We start from the raw sequence: 20075 nt of genomic DNA, 5'->3' as shown, positions 1-20075 counted from the left end.
ACCCGGCCGGGGTAGAACAGAGCAGATGCCTGCTTCTGACCCCGCCCTGGCCGGTGCAGCCGCTGTCGCGCTGACTGGACTCGCTGAGGCGTACCGCCCGCGCCCTGTCACACCCCTGCTCCCCTGGCGGGATCCGCATCGGCTGGTCAAGCCGTACATCATTACTGCGCGCGGTAGGCAGTGGGACGACCAGATGGTCGAGTTCGCTCGGGCCGGTGCGAGCCGGCAGCTCGACTTCGACGATGCGATGGGCTCGGTCGGCCTGGCCGTCGTCGTACTGCATCTGAGTGACGACGGTGCCTACCTGGTCGTGCACAGCTGGACGAAGGACTACCAGTCCAGACTGAGCCGATTCAGCGGCGTCGACGTGGACGACTTGCGGCCGGTGCCGACCGGCGTCGCACCGAGCGTGTGGGAGCTCGAGGTGCTCAGCCACGAGCGAACGGCGTACGTGACGCACATCCTGAGCGGTGGCGTCGACGTGGACGCCTGGCTGGAGGACGCGCTCGACACACGCCCCCAGCCGAAGCCGGACGGCATCCCTAGCGGCACATGACCTCGTCGATGAGCTTGCTGGCCGCCTTCTCCTGAGCCAGCAGCGCGTCCATCGAGTCGTACAGCTGCGTGGACATCGAGACCACCACACTGCGGCGGCCGTCGGCGCTGACAGCTGCACGAGTCTTGAAGCCGATCTGGTCACCACCCGGAATCCAGACCCGCCCGCCACACGGCAGATCACGGGAGAAGACCCCTAGTCCGTAGCGGGGGTTCCGCCACACCAGCTCGGCTGTCTCGTCGGTCTCGACCGTCGTGGTCAGTTCATCCAGCTGAGCCGGTGCGAGTAACCGTCCGTCGAAGATCGAGCGCAGAATCCGATCCAGGTCCTTCAGCGTGGAGATGTAGCCGCCGGACGCGTCCGCGTCGATCACGTCGGTGGTGTCGGTGTACTCGCCCGCCGTGAAGCGGGTGTAGCCGCGTGCATGCGGACCGGCGATCCGCGGGTCCGTGCGCGGGAAGTATGTGTCGCGCAGGTGCAGCGGGCGGACGATCCGGCGGTCGACCTCGTCGTACCAGGTCCGCCCGGTGACGGCCTGGATCACCAGACCCACGAGGTCGTAGCCGGTGTTCGAGTAGCTCCAGCCCTTCCCCGGCGGGAACGTCGGCTGGTTCTTCAGACCCGCTTGCACGATCGCCTCCTCGGTGTGCACGAGGTACCGGCGCTCGTAGTACTGCTGCGCGCTCTCGATGTTCGGGAAGCTCTCGTCGGAGATGCCGGCGGTGTGCTGCAGCAACTGCCGCACAGTGATCTTCCGCCCGTTGTACTCGGTACCGGCAGTGCGACCGGGCAGCCACTTCTCCACCGAGTCGTCCAGCCGCATGCGGCCTTCGGCGACCAGTTGGAGCACAACAGTCCCCACCAGCACCTTGTTGGTGCTGCCGATCCGGAACCGGCCGTCTGGGCGCACCTGCACTCCACTGACTGCAGTTCGCGAGCCGTGTGGTGACGTCTCTCGAGCCAGTACGCCGGTCACTCCGGTGGCGACGATTCCGTCGGCGTCTCGTTGCAGTGTGGATCGGCCGGCCTCGGCACTGACCGGTACGGCGGTTGCCACCAGCGTCAGGGCGATGGCGGCGAAAAGTCGTCTTCTCATGTCTCGAAGGCTTTCAACGCACCAATCACGTCACCATCGCCTACGGACCCGGACAGTGGTAGCGCGAACGCGACCTGTAGCCATCAAACGATTGCTCGTCGGCACACCGTGAGGAGTCGTGCGCGGACTGCGATCTCCTTGCTCAGAAGGAGATTCTCACCACTTGAAGAACACTCACTTCCAGCCCGGTTCGGTTTAAGCTCACGCGGAGAGACCTGGGGAGGGGTCCTGTGCCGTGACATCACATCGCCGGAAAAAGAAGCAGCAACGCTCGCGCAGCGCGGTCGGTGCCGCCATAGTTGCGACTGCCGCGATCGCCACCGTGTCCGCGTTCATCCTGACCAAAGGCGAATCCACGCCACCGGATGACGACGCGGTGCGCGCAGCCGCCGTACCGGACAGCCCTGCCTCGACGCCGACTCCCAGTGCGCACCCCTCGGTCGTGTCCAAGGCCGACCGGAAGCCGCCGACCAGCCGCTCTGCTCCCGAGATGACAACGAGTACACCGCCAAACACTGGGCCGACCTCACCTCGCTTCACACGCGGCCAGTGGATCGCGGTGCTCGACAAGTACTCGTCCGACACCGGACTGGACGCCGGTCAGCTCGCGCAGAACACGGCGGCGAAGATCATCGCGGCTGGTGTCCCCGCGAAGGCCATGCTGGTCAACGGCCAGTACCCGGGCTTCGCCAACAGCTCAGGCGAGCCGGTGCTCGACACATGGGTCGTCTACCTCGGCCCTGGTACGTCGTCGGCCCAGATGCTCAATCTGTGCACCGCACCGAAGACGCAGCGCGCCTACGACAACCCTGCCTGCCCGACCTTCGAACCGGCGACCGCCGGCAGGTGATCGGTCGCCAGCCGGGCGTGCAGGTGTGAGTCATGCCGCTCGCCGTCCGGCTCGACGTAGTAGTCCCGCATGGTCCCTTCCAGCTGGAACCCTGCGCGGAGAGCGACCCGACAGGACCCCTCGTTGACCAGCGAGTGGTCGAGCGAGATGCGGTGCAGCCCCAGACCGTCCGGGGCGAACGCCCATCGTGCAGCCGCGTCCAGAGCGCGGGCCCCGAGGGCTCGACCGCGAGCGGCCGGACTGACCCAGTAGGCGGCGACCGCCTGGTCCGGGACCCGGTGCACATCCCGCAAGGCGACGTTCCCGAGCACGTAGTCGGTACTGCGGTCCGCGATGGCGAAGATGGCGTTGCCACGCGCCCAGGCGTCCAGGCGCGGGCCGAGCCAGCGCCGCGCCCGCTGGTCCGCGGGAGTACGGATCACCGCAGTCCCCGCGGTCCAGCGCAGTACGTCAGGATCCCGCAGCGCCTCGGCCACCGCCTCCTCATCAGAGGCTACGAACGGACGCAGTACGACGTCGTCCAGCTCGATGCGGTGCGGCTGCAGGGCCGGGGTCACTGCTTGTGGGGCTCGTTGGCGTGCAGCAGCGGCGCCTGGTGCGCGTTGGTACCCAACTGCTGCACTCCGGTCACCAGACCGCCGGTGAGGTCACCAGTGGCGAACGACGTCTGCATCGTCAGCGCGGCCAGGCCGGCTGCGGTGTCCGACAGCTGGCGCTTCGCCTCCGAACCGGTGACGATCTCCAGCCGGCGACCGGCCGGGTCGACGTACACCAGGACGGTGTGGTCGGGGTCCTCGAGCTCGTTCAGCAGCTCGACGGCGAACGGACGGGTCTCGGAGTCCGCGCCACCGACGTACACGGAGAAGTGCAGGCCGGACGCCTCCTCGGCGTGCCGGACCGCGCGCTCGATGTCGTAGAGCTGGTCGGGCGTGAACGCGTCACCAACTGGCACTTGCGCCTCCGGTCGTACGGGCGACGCCGGCACCGGCGGTCGCGAGGGTTCCCGGAGCGGCGGGCAGCTCGGGCAGGTTGGCAGGGTCGGGCTTGGTGGCGACCGGTCCGTTGATCCAGACCGGCGGCGCCCACCAGGACAACCCCGGCCGGTACCGCGGGCCGCTCGCGATCGACCCCGCGAACACCAGCAGGGCCAGCACCGCAGCCACCAACACAGGAATGCCGACGAACACCAACACCGTGTGGCCGGACAGCTCAGCAATCACACCCGCAGCCTAGTACTTCCGGACCGCCGGCTGCTCCAGGGCCTCGCCTGCAGCAGCCGGGAGCCTCAGATCGTCAGCAGCCGCCGCAGTTGTAGTAGAGGATGTCCCAGTGGTTGCCCTCGTTGGCGTAGATGTTGCCCGCGCCGGAGCGCCACTGCTGGGCGCCGTCACCACGGTCGGCGATCCGGGTGAAGGTGTTGCGGATGTAGTTGCTCACGCAGGTGTAGACGGAGATGTCGACCTTGTAGCCGTTGCGGTGGCTGTAGGTACCACTCGCGTGACCGGTCTCGGTACCGCCGGTGACGTTCACGGCACACCCGCTCGCCTGCTTCAGCGTGCGGACGCCGTACACGGTGCTGTCGTTGATGTTGGTGAACGACGTGCAGGTCGAGTTGTTCCAGTCCGAGCAGTTGCCGCTCGACGACCAGGTGATGCCGGCCGCGCTGAAGATCGAGGCGGCTTGCGAGTGCGTCAGCTTGGTCAGCGCGGACGCTTCGACGGCCGGCAGCAGGCCGGCCACCATCACGACGGCGGCGGTCAGAACACGGAGCACAACCTTCATGGGGACACTCCTTGAAATAGGGGCGGTTATTTCAAGGAGTGGAATGCCCAAGAAAGTTATTTACCAAACCTTTAGATAGATCAGAAGTTAACATCCGAACACTGGTAGAAGGCGTTCCCCGTGTCGGCGATGGTCCAGACCGACAGGATCATGTGCCGGCCGCTCTTACCGCTCGGCAGGTTGCCGCTGTGCGCCAGGTCCGACGGCGGCCGGCCGCTGAACGGAACGGTCAGGAACGGGTTCAGCTCCAGCGCCCCGCGGGTCAGCGGAGCGTTCTGGTTCCAGCCGTTCTTGGTGACGTAGTACCGGAAGTCGGTCGTCGAGTGCGAGGCGGTGAAGTGCCACTTGAACGTGAAGTTCGCGCCTGAGGTCAGGCGATTGGTCGGCCAACTGCCGTTCCGCTGGTCATCCAGTTGCGCGAAGGCACCGATCCCGGCCGAGCAGATCTTGCCGTCCGGCGGGCCGCCGTTCGGGAAGCCCTTCGGCCCCTCGACACTCTGCGGCTCCCATTGGATGTTGCCGCAGTTCAGCGACTGATTGGCCTGGCAGTGCTTGGCTCGGCTGATCGGTGCGTTGGTCCAGCCGTGTGCACTGGCCATCGGGACCGAGGTGCTGAACGTCAATGCCAGGGCACCGACAGCAACACCGGCCATGCTGACTTTGCGTGATCGCAGCATGAGATAACTCCTTCAACTGTAGGGGCGGTGACAGTGAAGGAAGGCGCCTTCGTGGTTGACCAATAGAAAACAACTCTTCAAATCTATTGTCAACAACTCGTGACTAGGGAAATACGGAAAGCTAGATTGTCAGAGCGCCGATCAAGCGTCTGAGTCGGAGATTGTTGGGGAGGTCCTCGATGAGCACCGGTTCGCCGTCGGGGCCGCCGAGCGGGACCCGCCAGTTCGGGTACTCGTCGGTGGTGCCCGGCTGGTTCTGGGTACGGCGCTCTCCGACGGCATCGGTCAGTGCGACACCGACGAGTTTCGACGGAGTGTGAGCGACGTACTGGTGCAGTGCCTCCACGATGCGTTCGACATCGCCGTCGGTGTAGCGGAGCAGGTGGCGCTCGCGCAGTGCGTCCAGCCACGCATCCCGATCCGCCTCGTCGACGGCCAGCTCTTCGGCGACCGGGCGGGTCAGCAGGCCGAGGCGGTTGCGCAGCTCGACATGGTCGCCGGCCAGGTAGCCCGCGGTCGGCGGCAGGTCGTGTGTGGTGACGGTGGCCAGGCACAGCTCGCGCCAGCGCTCAGGGGCGAGCGGCTTGCCGTCGGCATCCCGCTCGAACCACAGCACCGACGTACCGAGCACTCCGCGCTCGGTGAGGTAGTCGCGCACCCAGGGCTCGACAGTGCCGAGGTCCTCCCCCACGACTGTCACTCCAGCGCGGGTGGCCTCCAGTACGAGGATGCCGATCAGCGCCTCGTGGTCGTAGCGCACGTAGGTGCCCTCGGTCGGCGCCTCCGGTGAGGTCACCCACCAGAGGCGGAACATGCCGAGGATGTGGTCGATCCGCAGTCCACCGCCGTGGCGCATCACCGCGCGGACCAGGTCCCGCCAGGCGGCGTACCCGGTCTCGGCCAGTGCGTTCGGCCGCCAGGGCGGCTGGGACCAGTCCTGCCCCTGCTGGTTGAACGCGTCCGGCGGCGCTCCGACGTGGATGCCCTGTGCCAGCACGTGCTGCAGCGCCCACGCGTCCGCACCGTCCGGGTGCACGCCGACTGCCAGGTCGTGTACGACGCCCAGCGACATGCCGGCGGCCTTGGCCCGGGCCTGCGTGCGGGCGAGCTGATCGTCCATCTGCCACTGCAGCCAGCAGTGGAACTCCACTGCGTCGGGGTTCTCGTTCCGGAACGCGGTGACCGCCGAGCTGGTCGGGTCCTGCAGTTCCTCGGGCCACTTACTCCACTCAGGCCCGTGTACGTCGGAGATCGCCGCCCACGTCGCGAAATCGACCAGCCCCTGGTTCTCACGGTCGCAGTACGCGCCGTACTCGGCGATACGGCCGATCGAGGGTCGCACGCCGAACAGGAGCTGCAGCGCCTCGCGCTTGGCGGCCCAGACAGTGTCACGGTCCAGAGCGTTCGCGTCCTCGCTCAGAGCCCGCGCCTGCAGACTGAGCGTCCGGACCCGATCCCGCTCGGCCGGTGCCAGATCGCCGTACTCGTCGATGTCCTCGATGCGCAGGTAGATCGGGTTGCCGAACCGCCGCGAAGCCGGCAGGTACGGCGAGGGCTCCATTCGACCGGCCAGTTCCGCCGCATGCAGCGGGTTGATCAGCACGAACCCGGCACCCAGGTCGTTGGCGGACCAAGCGGCCAGATCGGCGAGGTCGTGCAGATCGCCGATCCCCCACGAGCGTCGCGAGCGGACGGAGTACAGCTGCAGTACCCAGCCCCAGGTGCGGTTGAGCTTCTCCGGCTCCAGCTTCGCGGGAGTGACGATCAGCGAGCCGACCGAGATCTCCGGACTACTACCGATCCGCGCGCACAGCCGGTGGTAGCCCAGCGGCAAGTCTCCAGGCAGCTGGTACGTCGCCTCGCCGGTCTGCACGCCGTCGACCCACTCCGGCTCGACCCAGTGCTCCTGCTGCGGGATATCCCGTCGCTGGCCGCCATCCTCCAGGTCCACCCACACCTCAGCAGTGGACCCGTGCGGCAGGTGTACGGCGAACCATGGCGTCCAGCCCGCGCGCATCACCACAGTGGCCGGCAGTGTCCGTCGCCAACGCGCCAACTGGTGCTCATCCAGCGCCTCAGCAGCCTTATCCGGTGTGGACGCATCCACACCGAGTGCCGCGAGCACAGTGGAGACAACCTCGCTGGAGACGATCACATGCTCGCCTTGCCAGTTCCAGTACTCCGTCGCCACGCCATGGGCAACCGCTAGCTCGACAAGGGCCGGAGTGGGAGCAGTCACCTCAGCGAGTCTGCCGCATCAAGGCCCTTGGTGTGTAACGCAGCGCCGTGTCAGTCGGCCGGTCGGCGCTTGCTGAGCACCAGTACGGCGAACAGGAGGGCCACACTGGCCACCACGAGCCCGATGGCGACCCCTGCGACGTTGTCGGTGAGCTGGTAGAGCGCAGTCGGCCAGATGACCAGCAGGATCGAGCAACCGACCACCGCGTACGCCGATGCGCGCCGCCTCCCGTAGGCGACCAGCAGTGCGGCCGGACCGGCGGTTCCGACGGCCAGTGCCATGATCTCGCCGCGCTCCTGGATCAGCCAGCAGATCGACGAGCTGAACATCGCTGCACCGGCCAGCGACCAGGCGGTGGGCTGGTCACGAACCAGCCCGAGCATGGCCAGCACGAACGCGACCAGGATGAAACCGGTCCCGGCGATCCCGGCCGAGTTCGACGCCGATCCGTCGTCCGGGGTCAGCACGTCGGCGGTGATCACCAGCACCCCGACGGCCAGGATGCCGAACGTTGCCACCAGCAACGACGACCCGGCCAGCCACCACAGGCCGAGACCGGCCAGAGTGAGCGCGACAGCGACCCCGGTGACCCGGCCCGCCTCGCCCTCGATCGCGACATAGGTGGCGAAACCGGCCACACAGCAGCCAAGCGAGGCCAGCGCCGAGGCGAGCTGGTCCCGGCGCCGGAAGGTCTTCAGTACGACGGCCGCCCCGAGCAGCACGACTGCAGCCACAGTCCCGGTGCTGATCCGGGCCGCCCGGCCCATCTCGCCCCAGTTGGCCAGCGTGAGCAGCGCCACAGCGCCGAGCAGGAGCGCACCGCCGACGTACCCGAGCACCTCGATCAGTGCATTCGAATGCGGGGCAACCGGCGGCGTCCGGGGCTTCGGCGGCGGAGCGGCCGGGGGCTCAGGCTTGTACCGCTCCAGGGCGGCATCGAGTTCGGCGTCGGCCGCCGCGCGCAGCGCCTCCGCCTGGTACTGGCGCAGCACGCCCGCGCTCACGAGCCTGAGCAGCTCGTCGTCCAAGCGGCTGGGCATGCGATTCGTCTCCCTGGTCGAGGTCACTGAGAGGGTGTCTGGGTACTCCGCGCCGTAGCGAGCATGTGCTCGGTGCGGTGCATCGTCGTGCTGGAGGGGAGGCCTCGATGTGGTTCATCGTGGCCTTTCCTCCAGTGCGGCGAGGTGCCGTACCGAGTGCAGCGCAGTAGGCGTGGAGTTCCCAGACGCCCTCTAACATGGGCGGCGATATGCCTATTCTGACCAGCTACCTTGTGTCCGCGATCAGTCACCCCCTGTTTTCCCGTCCGCTGGAGCTCCCAACCTTCTTCCGGTGGGGCAACGACGGCAAGCTCGAGGTGACCGACGAAATCATCCGTGTGCCGGCCCGGATCCTCGCGCTCGTCATCGGCTTCTTCCTGCTCCGCTGGGTGCTGCACAAGGTGATCCGGCGCTTCGCCCGCCGCACCGGCAACGGCGCCGTGGCCGGCGTGCTGTCGAAGTCGAAGCTCGGCCAGGACTTCGTCGAGAACAACCTGGCCACCACGCGCCGGGCCCAGCGCGCCGAAACGATCGCTTCACTGCTGAGCAGCATCGTGACGATCGTGCTCAGCGCCGTCCTGGTGGTGATGGTGCTGGCCGAGCTCGGCTTCAACATCCTGCCGGTGATCGCCTCCGCGAGCATCATCGGCGTCGCGCTCGGTTTCGGCGCCCAGACGCTGGTCAAGGACTTCCTGGCCGGCGTCTTCATGATCTTCGAGGACCAGTACGGCGTCGGCGACCTGATCGACATGGAGAAGGCGACCGGCACCGTGATCGCGGTCGGCCTGCGGATCACCACGCTGCGCGGTGAGGACGGCACCACCTGGTACGTCCGGAACGGCGAAGTCCTGCGGATCGGCAACCTGACCACCCGCGACCCGGGAGCCACCGGCTCCTCAGGCGTCGGCAGCGGCACCGAGAAGGCCGAGGAAGACGCTCACCTTCCGACGGAATAGAACACAATTCATCATCACAGATCTTGACCGCACGAGTACGGCGCGCCATCATCGGCAGTGGATTAGGAAACCTTCCTAACCAAATTCCCAGAGTCATCCAACTCACCCGCCCCGGTTTTGGAGCTCGAGATGCGTCGATCGTTGCGTCGCGCCCTGGTGGCGCTCCTGTCCCTCACTCTGGCGACCACTCTGCTGGTCGCCCCCACCCAACCAGCCAACGCCGAGCCGCAACACCCCCGGCAGCAGTTCCTCCGCGACTCGGTCGGCGGACTGTTCCTGCACTGGGGAATGCGGACCTCCCCCGGGTACACGAGTTGCAGCACCTGGGAGAGCGCCGTGAAGTCCGGCGGCTGGGATCCGGCGTACTGGGTTCGCGAGGCCCAGAAGCTGCACACGCAGTACCTGGTCCTGGCGACCTTCCACAGCCGGCTCGGCTACGCCCGGCCGTGGCCGAGCAAGATCCCGGGCAGCTGCCACACCGGCCGCGACCTCGTCCAGGAGACCATCGACGCCGCGACCGCCAAGGGCCTGAAGGTCATCCTCTACATGACCGACGATCCGCAGTGGCACGCCGAAGGCTTGCCTGCAGGCAAGAGTTGGCTCGATTCCGCCGCCTACTCGAAGTACAAGGGCCACTCGGTCGACCTGAGCACGCGCGACGGATTCGGCGAGTTCAGCTACGACAACTTCGTCGAGGTGATGCAGCGCTACCCGAACCTCGGCGGCTTCTGGATCGACAACGACAACGCCTACTGGGAACGCAACGGACTGTACGAGCGGATCCGGCGCGAGCGCCCGTCGTACACGCTGAGCAACAACAACGAGGACACGCCGATCATGGACATGATCAGCAACGAGCAGAAGACCGGCATGTCCCCGAACTACGACTACCCGCAAGCCGTCTACACCGCCGCGCCGCGGCTGATCGAGGCCGATTTCAAGCTCCCGTCGACCGGAGCCTGGTGGTACAACGGCTCCGACCCGACCGTGGACGCCAAGCTCACGATCGGCCGCCTCGTCACCAACGCCGGTTCGTCGATCAAGGCCTTGATGGCCGAGACCGCCATGGTCAACGGCCGCTTCCCGGCGAAGCAAGAGAGTTTTAACAACCTTGTTGACAAATTTCTCCAGCCCATCTGGCCGTCGCTGCACGGCACCGAGGGCGGCGGGTACGCGTACGGCGGCCTGAAGCCCGGTTTCTGGAACGACGGGGCCCACGGCGTCACCACGGTGAGCCGCAGCAACCCCAACGAGCACTACATCCACGTGCTCACCCGGCCGTCGACGAACACCCTGCGGGTCCGCGACAACGGCTACCGGGTCTCTCGAGTGACCGATCTCCGGACAGGCGCCGTGATTCCCCACACGCAGGCGACCGGCGTACTGACGCTGACCGGCATCAGCGCGTGGGACCAGTACGACACCGTGTTCAAGGTCGAGACCGTCGGCCGCGAGGGGTTCGTTCCGGCGACCGTCACCGCTTCAGCCGGCACCAACGCTGCCGCGGCCGCAGACGGCAACTACTCGACCTACTGGGACAGCAGCAAGACCACTCCGGTGTCGCTGCGCTTCGACCTCGGCTCAGCCAAGCCGGTGCGGTTCCTCGGCATCAACCAGCGCGAGGACTCGGTCTCCTACGCCCGCTCCGCCACTGAGCAGTCCGCCCGGATCAAGGACTACCGCGTCTACACCAGCTCCGACGGGACGAACTGGGGCTCGCCGATCAAGACCGGCACCCTGCCCAGTCGCCGCGGCGTGGTCTACATCGACGTACCGGCGACCACCGCCCGCCACGTGAGGCTGGAGGTCGTCAACACGCACGCTGCCTCCAGCGACACCACCCGCTACAAGCGCTTGCGCATCGACGAGACCTGGGTCGGTACGGCGTACGCGCGATCCGCCGGCGTGGTTGCGCAGGCCGCGACCGCTGCCGAGTTCAACGTGAAGACCTACGGCGCGAAGGGGGACGGCAGCGCCAACGACACCGCGGCGATCAACAAGACGATCACCGCCGCGGCCAACGCCGGTGGCGGCACGGTCCGCTTCCCCGCGGGCACCTACAAGAGCGCCAACTCGATCCACCTGAAGAGCAAGATCACCTACCAGCTCGACTCCGGCGCGACCATCCTCGGCGCGAGTAACGACACCTACGACGCGGCCGAACCGAACCCGTACGACGACTACCAGGACTACGGGCACAGCCACTTCCACAACGCGATGATGTGGGGCGACCAGCTCACCGACATCGCGTTCACCGGGACCGGCACGATCGACGGTGGCGGACACCTGATCACCGGCAATCCGAAGGCCGGCGAGGCGGACAAGATCATCTCGCTGACCCGCTGCAACGGGCTCCGGGTGGATGGCATCCGGCTGCGCCGCGGCGGTCATTTCGCGATGCTCACCAACGGCTGCGACAACATCAGCTCGGACAACCTGGTGATCGACACAGCCAGCGATCGCGACGGCTGGAACGTGATCAACGCGAAGAACGTGACCATCACGCACGCGAAGTTCGCCGCGAACGACGATGCCCTCGCCTTCAAGAGCGACTGGGCTCTCGGCCGCACGATCGACAACGGCAACGTCCGCGTCTCCGACGCCGAACTGTCGGCCGGCTGCTGCAACGCGTTGATGTTCGGCTCGGAGACCTGTGGTGACTTCACCGGCTACAACTTCGAGCGGATCAAGATCACCGGAGCCACCAAGTCCGGCCTCGGCATGGTGTCGATGGACGGCAGCAACATCTCCGACGTGCACTACCGCGACATCACCATGACCGGCACCCGCAGCCACATCATGCAGAAGGTCGGCACCCGCAAGCGCTGCGGCGACAACCCCGGTGTCGGTTCGATCAGCAACATCACCTACCAGAACATCACCGGCACGTACGACGGCTCCCGCGGGACGGCGTACAGCCCGACGTTGTGGGGCGAGTCCGGCAACCGCATCCACGACCTGACGTTCGACAACGTGCAGCTGAACGTGCCCGGCGGTAACGGCACGATGAGCACCGGCGTACCGACCAACGACCCGAAGAACTACAACCCGAACAGCATCGGCACCAGGCCGTCGTACGGGTGGTACATGCGTCGCGTGAACGGAGTGAAGTTCACCAACAGCTCGGTCCGGTTCACCAAGAACGACGGTCGGCCCGGAGTGATCACCAACGAGTCCGGAAACGTCGGACTGACCGATTTCGTCGCCGAACGCGGTACTGCGAGCCCACACGACCTCGGGTTCCAGACAGTGGCCGGGTACTGCGCTACTGGCAAGAACACCACCGGTGGCGCGCTGCGGATCAGTGCGACCGGCTCGACGAGCAACTGTCCCGCTAATGCAGTGATGCTCGACAACGGTCTGGCCAAGACACCCCCAATGGGCTTCAACAACTGGAACTCGACCAAGTGCTCCAGCACCTTCAACGAGTCGATGATCAAGAGCATCGCGGACCTGTTCGTGAGCAAGGGTCTGAAGGACTCCGGGTACCAGTACGTCAACATCGACGACTGCTGGGCGCTCCCCCAGCGCAACGCCCAAGGCAACCTGGTGCCCGACCCGGCCCGCTTCCCGAACGGCATCAAGAGTGTCGCGGACTACGTGCACAGCAAGGGACTCAAGTTCGGCATCTACACCAGTGCCGGCACCAAGACCTGCAACACCGCGGGCTTCCCCGGCGGTCTCGGTCACGAGCAGCAGGACGCCAACCTGTTCGCCTCCTGGGGTGTCGACTACCTCAAGTACGACAACTGCAACAACCAGGGCGTAGACGCTCAGCAGCGCTACAAGGCCATGCGGGACGCACTGCTCAACACTGGTCGTCCGATCGTCTACTCGATCTGTGAGTGGGGCCGTACCGGTCCCCCGCGGGTGTGGCAGTGGGGCAAGGATGTCGGCAACCTGTGGCGGACCACAGGTGACATCAGTGACAACTGGGGCAGCATGATCGGCAAGGCCCAGGCCAACCGGGTGCTCACCCAGTACGCCGGCCCCGGGCACTGGAACGACCCGGACATGCTCGAGGTCGGCAACGGTGGGATGACTGCGACCGAGTACCGCACGCACATGAGCCTGTGGGCGATCATGTCCGCTCCCCTGCTCATCGGCACCGACCTGCGCAAGGCATCCGCCGAGACGTTCGAGATCCTCAACAACCGCGACGTGATCGCGATCGATCAGGACAAGCTCGGCCGCCAGGCCACTGTGGTCAGCTCGTCCAACGGACTGGTGGTCTATGGCAAGACTCTGGCCAACGGCGACCGTGCCGTTGCCCTGTCCAACGAAACGACGTCGGCAGCCACCATCTCCACGACTGCGGCAGCACTCGGCCTCGGCGGATCTTCGTCGTACACGCTGAAAGACCTGTGGAGTAAGGCGACCCGGACCACCTCAGGTGCGATCAGCGCCTCGGTCCCGGCGCACGGCACCGTGCTCTACCACGTCAGTCGGGCCGGTACGACGACTCGGTCGGAGGCGGAGGCGGCGACGTACTCGGCGGGTAGCACGGTCGACACCAACCACTCCGGCTTCTCGGGCACTGGTTTCGTCAACACGCCCAACGCAGTCGGCAGCTACGTGCAGTGGACTGTCAACCGGCCAGAGGCTGGCCCGGCCACCCTCGCCTTCGACCACGCCAATGGCACTACAGCCAACCGGGCCGTGGACATCGCAGTCAACGGGACTGTGGTCGCCAAGAACGTCGCAGTACCGTCCACCGGCGCCTGGACGCTGTGGCGCACGCTGGTGACCAGTGCGAACCTCAACGCCGGCGCGAACACCATCCGCGTGACGGCAACAACCGCCGACGGCGCTCCGAACCTCGACTACCTCGACGTCACGACCACCGCCACTGCACACGCTTTGGCGGCGACGGACTGGTCGAAGGAGATGGTCGACTCGACCATGGCGCGCTACAAGCCGACAGCGATCGGCGGCTGGTCCTACCCGATCGGCCTGTACCTCTACGGGCAGTACCTGGTCTACCAGCGCACCCATGACCCGAAGTACCTGAGCTACATCAAGACGTGGGTCGACAGGTTCGTCGACTCGTCCGGGAACATCAGCAACAGCTTCAACAACCTCGACAGCATGCTCTCCGGTCGACTGCTCGTCCTGCTGCATCACGAGACCGGCGACAACCGCTACAAGGTCGCGGCGACCAAGATCCGCACCCGGCTCAACAGCTACCCACGGACCGCGGACGGCGGGTTCTGGCACGCCACCAGCCGCCAGCACCAGCTCTGGGGCGACGGGGTGTTCATGGTCGACCCGTTCCTCGCCGAGTACGGTCGCGAGTTCGGCGACTCGACGTACACGAACAAGGAGACCGTCGATCAGCTACTGACGACTGCCAAGCACCTGCAGCGCCCAAGCGGACTACTGCGGCACGCGTACGACGAGGCGCGGGCGCAGACCTGGGCGGATCCGAACACCGGGCTGGCGCCGGAGGTCTGGTGCCGCGCCGAGGGCTGGTACGGGATGGCGGTCATCGACGTGCTCGAGGTGGTCCCGGCGAACCAGCCGCGGCGGGCCGAACTGATCGACGTACTGCGGAAGCTGGTCGCCGGCTATGCGCGGTATCAGGACCCCAAGACCGGGCGCTGGTTCCAGGTCGTCGACAAGGGCAGCCGGACCGACAACTGGACCGAGACCTCCTGCTCGTCGATGTACACCTTCGTCATCTCCCGGGCGATCCAGCGTGGGTACGTCGACTCGTCGTACCAGGCGGTGGCCGATCGCGGCTACCAAGGTGTGCTGGGCAAGATCTCGCTGGGCAGCGACGGGCGCACCAACCTGAAAGACATCAGCATCGGCACCAACGTCGGCAACTACAGCTACTACATCGCCCGGCAGCGCGCCACGAACGACTTCCACGGCCTCGGCGCGTTCCTGATCATGAACGAACAGCTCCGCCCGAAGAGCCTGGCCACGTCCGCAGTACAGGCCGACCCGGCCGCCATGGGCGCGGCGCCGTACCTGTACCTCGGCTGGGGCAATCCGCAGAAGGCGACCGACGTGATGAAGGCCGCCGGCAACCAGTGGTTCACGATGGCCTTCGTGCTGTCCGACGGCGGCTGCAACCCGAAGTGGGACGGCAACCGCAGCCTCACCGGCGGCAACGACCAGTCCGTCATCAACAGCATCCGCGGCGCCGGTGGCGACATCATCCCGTCGTTCGGCGGCTGGTCGGGGAACAAACTCGGTCAGAAGTGCTCATCGGCCTCCGCGCTGGCTGCGGCGTACCAGAAGGTGATCGACGCCTACAAGCTGAAGGCGATCGACATCGACATCGAGGACAAGGAGTTCCAGAACCACACCGTCCAGCAGCGGGTCGTCGACGCGCTGAAGATCGTCAAGAACAAGAACGCCGGGATCAAGACCTACATCACCTTCGGCACCACCACGACCGGTCCGGACTCGTGGGGTACCGCGCTGATCAACAAGGCGGCCGCAGCCGGGCTGGCCAACGACGGCTGGGTGATCATGCCGTTCGACTTCGGCGGTGGCTCGACCAACATGGCCACACTCACCACGCGGGCCTCGGAGGGCCTGAAGGCCAAGCTGAAGAGCGCCTACGGGTACAGCGACGACCAGGCCTACCGGCGGATGGGTATCTCGTCGATGAACGGCAAGACCGACGTACCCAGTGAGACCGTCCGGCTGCAGGACTTCCGGACCATGCTGAGCTACGCCCAGCAGCACCACCTGGCCCGCTTCACCTTCTGGGCCGTCAACCGGGACCGGCCGTGCAGCGGCGGCTCAGACCCCGGTGCGAACTGCAGCGGTATCGCGCAGAACCCGTACGACTTCACCAAGGTCGTCGCGCAGTTCCGCGGCTGAGACCCGGGGGGACGGGGGAAGGCGCCCGGTGTGATCCACCGGGCGCCTTCGTACGTCGTTTGCTCAGGCGTTGCTCAGGCGGTGAAGGTGACGTCCAGCGTGATCGTCGTACCGGTCAGCGCCTGGGAGACCGGGCAGTTCTTCTTCGCGTCCTCGGCGAACTCCGCGAACTCGTCCGCGGTCAGGCCCGGGACCTTGCCGTTGACCGACAGCACGATCCCGGTGATGCCCTCACCCGGCTGGAAGGTGACGTCGGCCGAGGTGTCCAGGGACTCCGGTGCGTTGCCGCCCTGGGACAGCGCGTGCGACAGCGCCATCGAGAAGCAGGCCGAGTGCGCGGCCGCGATCAGTTCTTCCGGGCTGGTCTTGCCGTTCGCGTCGTTGGCGCGGGACGCCCACGAGACGTCGAAGGTGCCGACCCCGGAGGACTCCAGGGCGACCTGCCCGGCGCCCTCCAGCAGCGAGCCTTCCCAGTGCGTCTTGGCCGTACGAGTGGTTGCCATGCTCGTCTGTTCTCCTTGCGAGGCTTTAGTTGCCGGACACGTCGATCGCGCCGGGATAGTTCGGTTCGTCGGTGTTCACCATGCTGTGGGCGGCCATCACCATGTAGCGCCAGATCTCCTCGTCCCGATCGGGCGTCAGGGCGATCTCGTCCAGGGCGGCCCGCATGTGGCCGAGCCAGCGGTCGCGCGCACTCGGTGTGACCGCGAACGGCATGTGCCGCATCCGCAGCCGCGGATGACCGCGCTCGTCGGAGTAGGTGCGCGGCCCACCCCAGTACTGCTCCAGGAACATCCGGAAGCGCACCTCGGCCGGACCGAGGTCCTCCTCCGGGTACATCGGCCGAAGCTCGGGGTCGGCGGCGACGCCACGGTAGAACGCCGCCACCAGCCGGTGGAAGGTGTCCGCCCCACCGACGGCGTCGTAGAAGCTCTCTGCGTCACTCATGTCGAGACCAGTGTCTCAAGTCGCCCTAACGTGCTGTTCGAGGGCTGCCCGTTCGGCGTCTCCGAGCGGGCGTTTGGCGTGCGTCACACCGTCCACTGCGACCAGTACGGCGACCGATTTCGCGTACACGTCCTCGCTGGCACCGGACCGGTCCAGAATGTGCGAGCGGAGCGTGTACGACGACGTACCGATCGACTCGATCCACACATCGACGTCGTACGGCGGGTGTCGCAGCAGGATCGGACGGAGGTAGTCAACGGTCAGACTGGCCAGCACACACGGGTAATCGTCGAAGAACACTCCAGCTGTCCCCAGCACGTCGCTCAGGAAGGCAATGCGGGCTTCCTGGAGGTAGTCGAAGTACCGGACGTTGTTGACGTGGTCGTAGGAGTCGATGTCCGACCAGCGGACCAGGACCGGGTGCGTGAAGGTCATGACGCCACCAGCCTCGAGAGGACCACTCGTTCCTCCGGGGTGATGCGGCGGAGGCGGTTGGCCTTGAAGTCGAACGGGACGAGCTTGGTCCGCGCCTCGACGTACGTCGTCCGGGTCGGTTCGAGGTCGAGAATCTCGTAGTCGACGGTGAACTGGGCCGCCTTGATCTCACTGATCCACAGCTCGATCCGGACCGGCTCGGACCGGAACCGCAGTGGCGCTCGGTAGTGGACCTCGTGCCGGGCCACCAGCAGACCGGTCTCCAGCGTGTCCGCGCCCAGTTCGGCGGCGGTCCGGAAGAGGAAGTCGACCCGGGCGTCCTGGAGATAGTCGACGTACCGGCCGTTGTTCACGTGGCCCAGCGCATCCATATCGCCCCACCTGAGCGGACAGTGGTAAACGTGCCGGTTGTGATGAGCCACACGGCGATCATCGCATCCTGGGTGCTCCCGGCATGACGCAGCGTGGGTAATGTCATCCCCGGCAACATGTACCTACCAGTAGGGAGCGGCGATGACGCAGCAGCGAGTGGCGATCGTGACCGGGGCAGCCCGGGGAATCGGCGCGGCTGTCGCGCTCCGCCTGGCCAAGGACGGGAACGCGGTCGCGGTCCTCGACCTGGACGAGGGCGCCTGCGAAGGCACCGTCAAGGCGATCACCGAGGCCGGCGGCAAGGCCGTCGCGATCGGCGCCGACGTCAGCAAGTCCGACCAGGTCGCCGCCGCGATCGAGCGGGTCGTGGCCGAGCTCGGCGCCCCGACGATCCTGGTGAACAACGCCGGCGTACTGCGCGACAACCTGCTCTTCAAGATGTCCGAGGACGACTGGGACACGGTCATGTCCGTGCACCTCAAGGGCAGCTTCCTGATGTCGAAGGGCGTCCAGGCGCACATGGTCGAGGCCGGGTACGGCCGGATGGTGTTCCTGTCGTCGACCTCCGCACTGGGCAACCGCGGCCAGGCGAACTACGCCTCCGCGAAGGCCGGTCTGCAGGGCCTGGCCAAGACGCTGGCGATCGAGCTGGGCAAGTTCGGCGTCACCGCGAACGCGATCGCCCCGGGGTTCATCGAGACCGACATGACGGCAGCCACCGCGGCCCGGGTCGGCGTGGACTTCGAGGAGTTCAAGAAGGCGACCGCGGCCGCGATCCCGGTGCAGCGCACCGGCACGCCGGACGACATCGCCGCCGCTGCGTCGTTCTTCTGCAGCGAGGAGGCCGGCTTCGTGTCCGGCCAGGTCCTGTACGTCGCCGGCGGACCCCGGAACTGAGGAATCGAACATGCCCAAGTCCTTCACCGGAGTCGACGAGGTCGTCAACGCCGTCGGCACCACCCTGGGCGAGTCGGAGTGGCTCGAGATCACCCAGGAGCAGGTGAACCAGTTCGCCGAGGCGACCGGTGACCACCAGTGGATCCACGTCGACGTCGAGCGCGCCGCCAAGGGCCCGTACGGCGGCACGATCGCCCACGGCTATCTGACCCTGAGCCTGATCGCGCGCTTCGGTGACGAGCTGTTCTCCGTCTCCGGCGTCACCGCGAAGCTCAACTACGGCGTGAACAAGGTCCGCTTCCCGACCCCGGTCCCAGTCGGCGCCCGGGTCCGGGCCGGCGCCTCGATCGCGAACACGGCCGAGACCCCGGCCGGCGTCCAGGTGTCGCTCAACTGGGTGATCGAACTGGAGAACTCCACAAAGCCCGCCTGCGTCGCGGAGACCGTCGTACTGCTCGTTCCTTAAAGAGGACAGACCAGTACGGCGTGGGTCGCGATCCGGTAGTAGCCCAGCCACTCGTTCACGGCCAGCATCGGCGCATTGCCGTCGTAGTTGGCCGTGTACGCGTTCTGGACGCCGGCGTCGGCCGCACGCCGCAGGGCCGCGGTCTTGACCAGCTTGGCGAGCCCACGACCGCGATACTCCGGCATGGTGGCCGTCATCCGCGACCAGATCCTGGTTCGGTCGCCGACATTGAACGTGAAACCGATGATCTCGTCCTCGTGCACGGCGGCGACGCCGAGATCATGCTGCGTCTCCGGATGGTTCCACTTCCCCTGCAACCACTCGTCGTACGGTTGCGCGATGATCCTGGCATCACCCGGTTTGGTGCGCTGGGCAATGACATCTGCGGCGTACAGCGCCTCGGGTGTCACCTCCGTCAACGGCACCAGCTGGACATCGGACGGGAGTCCAGGGGGATCCGGTGCCTTCCGCGGATCGATCCCGGCATAGTGCACCTGGCGCGTCTGCTGGTAGCCCCAGCGGGACGCCCACGTGACCGTCGACGGCTCCGCGAACACGCGAGCACGCGTTGCCCCGGCTGCCCGCAGTGAGTCATGAACAGCCTCCAGCAACTGGGTTCCCAGGCCACGACGCTGATGGTCGGGACGGACCAGCACCCGCACCTCACCATCGAGCGGGTCGGACCCGGCCACCAGATTGGCAACGCCCCAGCCGACCACCTCGCCGCGATCCACCGCCACAAAGGTCGCTCGCCCCGGAGCCGGTGGCGTAGCGAGGCGTGCGTTCAGTGCGGTCGATGTGACGACGAGATACGGCACTAGCGTGTCGTGCAACGCCAGTGCGCTCGATAGATCCCCCGCTTCAGCAGCTCTGATCTCCACGAGAACTCCTTCACCGAAGTTCTCCGAAAGATAGCCTCCC

Annotated in this window: 19 protein-coding genes; 6 read left to right on the top strand and 13 right to left on the bottom strand. The window is 66.6% G+C overall.

Annotated elements, in window-relative coordinates; all coding sequences use genetic code 11:
• The first annotated feature begins 25 nt into the window (after window positions 1-25).
• Window positions 26-556, top strand: coding sequence for a hypothetical protein (locus ACFTSF_RS26790; RefSeq protein ID WP_380156588.1), 531 nt, complete (start codon window positions 26-28; stop codon window positions 554-556).
• Here the strand turns inward: ACFTSF_RS26790 and ACFTSF_RS26785 are convergent.
• Entirely contained in the window at window positions 543-1652 is a 1110-nt protein-coding gene (locus ACFTSF_RS26785; protein WP_380156586.1) for a serine hydrolase domain-containing protein, read from the bottom strand. The two genes, ACFTSF_RS26790 and ACFTSF_RS26785, sit on opposite strands and share 14 nt — an antisense overlap.
• 235 nt (window positions 1653-1887) lie before the next feature.
• Between ACFTSF_RS26785 and ACFTSF_RS26780 the strand changes: the two genes are divergently transcribed.
• Window positions 1888-2502, top strand: coding sequence for a hypothetical protein (locus ACFTSF_RS26780; protein WP_380156584.1), 615 nt, complete (start codon window positions 1888-1890; stop codon window positions 2500-2502).
• On the opposite strand, the gene ACFTSF_RS26775 is transcribed toward ACFTSF_RS26780, so the two are convergent.
• The 7 genes from ACFTSF_RS26775 to ACFTSF_RS26745 all read right to left on the bottom strand — a co-directional run bounded on the left by ACFTSF_RS26775 (window position 2451) and on the right by ACFTSF_RS26745 (window position 8240).
• A complete protein-coding gene (locus ACFTSF_RS26775) occupies window positions 2451-3059 on the bottom strand; it encodes a GNAT family N-acetyltransferase (protein ID WP_380156582.1) in 609 nt (202 codons plus the stop codon). The genes ACFTSF_RS26780 and ACFTSF_RS26775 overlap by 52 nt on opposite strands.
• Complete coding sequence (locus tag ACFTSF_RS26770) at window positions 3056-3454, bottom strand: DUF5130 family protein (protein WP_344148873.1); 399 nt, start codon at window positions 3452-3454, stop codon at window positions 3056-3058. The genes ACFTSF_RS26775 and ACFTSF_RS26770 overlap by 4 nt, the downstream gene beginning before the upstream one ends.
• Window positions 3441-3722 (bottom strand): hypothetical protein, encoded by a 282-nt coding sequence (locus ACFTSF_RS26765; RefSeq protein ID WP_344148870.1) that lies wholly within the window; start codon window positions 3720-3722, stop codon window positions 3441-3443. The genes ACFTSF_RS26770 and ACFTSF_RS26765 overlap by 14 nt, the downstream gene beginning before the upstream one ends.
• A 73-nt stretch (window positions 3723-3795) precedes the next feature.
• Window positions 3796-4284, bottom strand: a complete 489-nt coding sequence (locus tag ACFTSF_RS26760) for a hypothetical protein (protein WP_380156580.1) — start codon at window positions 4282-4284, stop codon at window positions 3796-3798.
• 80 nt (window positions 4285-4364) lie between these two features.
• Window positions 4365-4961, bottom strand: a complete 597-nt coding sequence (locus tag ACFTSF_RS26755; protein WP_380156578.1) for a lytic polysaccharide monooxygenase — start codon at window positions 4959-4961, stop codon at window positions 4365-4367.
• A 121-nt stretch (window positions 4962-5082) separates the two neighbouring features.
• Complete coding sequence (malQ, locus tag ACFTSF_RS26750; protein ID WP_380156576.1) at window positions 5083-7200, bottom strand: 4-alpha-glucanotransferase; 2118 nt, start codon at window positions 7198-7200, stop codon at window positions 5083-5085.
• 50 nt (window positions 7201-7250) lie between these two features.
• Complete coding sequence (locus ACFTSF_RS26745; protein WP_380156574.1) at window positions 7251-8240, bottom strand: hypothetical protein; 990 nt, start codon at window positions 8238-8240, stop codon at window positions 7251-7253.
• Window positions 8241-8449: 209 nt separating this feature from the next.
• Between ACFTSF_RS26745 and ACFTSF_RS26740 the strand changes: the two genes are divergently transcribed.
• Together ACFTSF_RS26740 and ACFTSF_RS26735 are read left to right on the top strand one after the other, a co-directional pair.
• On the top strand, window positions 8450-9196 hold the full coding sequence (locus ACFTSF_RS26740) for a mechanosensitive ion channel domain-containing protein (RefSeq protein WP_344148857.1): 747 nt from the start codon (window positions 8450-8452) through the stop codon (window positions 9194-9196).
• A gap of 129 nt (window positions 9197-9325) precedes the next feature.
• Window positions 9326-16036 carry a glycoside hydrolase family 88 protein gene (locus tag ACFTSF_RS26735; protein ID WP_380156572.1) on the top strand — a complete coding sequence of 2237 codons (6711 nt, stop codon included), beginning with the start codon at window positions 9326-9328 and terminating at the stop codon, window positions 16034-16036.
• A gap of 74 nt (window positions 16037-16110) precedes the next feature.
• Here the strand turns inward: ACFTSF_RS26735 and ACFTSF_RS26730 are convergent, their stop codons facing one another.
• The 4 genes from ACFTSF_RS26730 to ACFTSF_RS26715 are packed head-to-tail and all read right to left on the bottom strand — an operon-like array spanning window position 16111 to window position 17790.
• Window positions 16111-16539 carry an OsmC family protein gene (locus ACFTSF_RS26730; RefSeq protein WP_344148847.1) on the bottom strand — a complete coding sequence of 143 codons (429 nt, stop codon included), beginning with the start codon at window positions 16537-16539 and terminating at the stop codon, window positions 16111-16113.
• 25 nt (window positions 16540-16564) lie between these two features.
• Complete coding sequence (locus ACFTSF_RS26725; protein WP_344148844.1) at window positions 16565-16984, bottom strand: globin; 420 nt, start codon at window positions 16982-16984, stop codon at window positions 16565-16567.
• Between the two features lie 15 nt (window positions 16985-16999).
• Window positions 17000-17419, bottom strand: a complete 420-nt coding sequence (locus tag ACFTSF_RS26720) for an acyl-CoA thioesterase (protein ID WP_344148841.1) — start codon at window positions 17417-17419, stop codon at window positions 17000-17002.
• Window positions 17416-17790: an acyl-CoA thioesterase gene (locus ACFTSF_RS26715; RefSeq protein ID WP_380156570.1), complete on the bottom strand. Its 375-nt coding sequence runs from the start codon at window positions 17788-17790 to the stop codon at window positions 17416-17418. Before ACFTSF_RS26715 ends, ACFTSF_RS26720 begins: the two co-directional genes overlap by 4 nt.
• A gap of 142 nt (window positions 17791-17932) precedes the next feature.
• Here ACFTSF_RS26715 and ACFTSF_RS26710 point away from each other — a divergent pair, with 142 nt between their 5' ends.
• Complete coding sequence (locus ACFTSF_RS26710) at window positions 17933-18688, top strand: SDR family oxidoreductase (RefSeq protein ID WP_380156568.1); 756 nt, start codon at window positions 17933-17935, stop codon at window positions 18686-18688.
• Between the two features lie 10 nt (window positions 18689-18698).
• On the top strand, window positions 18699-19154 hold the full coding sequence (locus ACFTSF_RS26705; protein ID WP_380156566.1) for a MaoC family dehydratase: 456 nt from the start codon (window positions 18699-18701) through the stop codon (window positions 19152-19154).
• On the opposite strand, the gene ACFTSF_RS26700 is transcribed toward ACFTSF_RS26705, so the two are convergent.
• Window positions 19151-20035 carry a GNAT family N-acetyltransferase gene (locus ACFTSF_RS26700; RefSeq protein WP_380156564.1) on the bottom strand — a complete coding sequence of 295 codons (885 nt, stop codon included), beginning with the start codon at window positions 20033-20035 and terminating at the stop codon, window positions 19151-19153. The two genes, ACFTSF_RS26705 and ACFTSF_RS26700, sit on opposite strands and share 4 nt — an antisense overlap.
• Between the last annotated feature and the right edge of the window lie 40 nt (window positions 20036-20075).

The sequence above is a fragment of the Kribbella sp. NPDC056951 genome, assembly GCF_042674205.1.
Lineage (GTDB): Bacteria > Actinomycetota > Actinomycetes > Propionibacteriales > Kribbellaceae > Kribbella > Kribbella yunnanensis.
Note: the sequence above shows the minus strand (reverse complement) of the source record. Positions and strands in the feature narration are given on the sequence as shown.

Coding starts and splice junctions, on each gene's coding strand:
- ACFTSF_RS26715 (WP_380156570.1), bottom strand. CDS start 17,790: ATGGATGCGCTGGGCCACGTGAACAACGGCCGGTACGTCGACTATCTC.
- ACFTSF_RS26730 (WP_344148847.1), bottom strand. CDS start 16,539: ATGGCAACCACTCGTACGGCCAAGACGCACTGGGAAGGCTCGCTGCTG.
- ACFTSF_RS26785 (WP_380156586.1), bottom strand. CDS start 1,652: ATGAGAAGACGACTTTTCGCCGCCATCGCCCTGACGCTGGTGGCAACC.
- ACFTSF_RS26755 (WP_380156578.1), bottom strand. CDS start 4,961: ATGCTGCGATCACGCAAAGTCAGCATGGCCGGTGTTGCTGTCGGTGCC.
- ACFTSF_RS26725 (WP_344148844.1), bottom strand. CDS start 16,984: ATGAGTGACGCAGAGAGCTTCTACGACGCCGTCGGTGGGGCGGACACC.
- ACFTSF_RS26760 (WP_380156580.1), bottom strand. CDS start 4,284: ATGAAGGTTGTGCTCCGTGTTCTGACCGCCGCCGTCGTGATGGTGGCC.
- ACFTSF_RS26740 (WP_344148857.1), top strand. CDS start 8,450: ATGCCTATTCTGACCAGCTACCTTGTGTCCGCGATCAGTCACCCCCTG.
- ACFTSF_RS26745 (WP_380156574.1), bottom strand. CDS start 8,240: ATGCCCAGCCGCTTGGACGACGAGCTGCTCAGGCTCGTGAGCGCGGGC.
- ACFTSF_RS26790 (WP_380156588.1), top strand. CDS start 26: ATGCCTGCTTCTGACCCCGCCCTGGCCGGTGCAGCCGCTGTCGCGCTG.
- ACFTSF_RS26735 (WP_380156572.1), top strand. CDS start 9,326: ATGCGTCGATCGTTGCGTCGCGCCCTGGTGGCGCTCCTGTCCCTCACT.
- ACFTSF_RS26720 (WP_344148841.1), bottom strand. CDS start 17,419: ATGACCTTCACGCACCCGGTCCTGGTCCGCTGGTCGGACATCGACTCC.
- ACFTSF_RS26705 (WP_380156566.1), top strand. CDS start 18,699: ATGCCCAAGTCCTTCACCGGAGTCGACGAGGTCGTCAACGCCGTCGGC.
- ACFTSF_RS26710 (WP_380156568.1), top strand. CDS start 17,933: ATGACGCAGCAGCGAGTGGCGATCGTGACCGGGGCAGCCCGGGGAATC.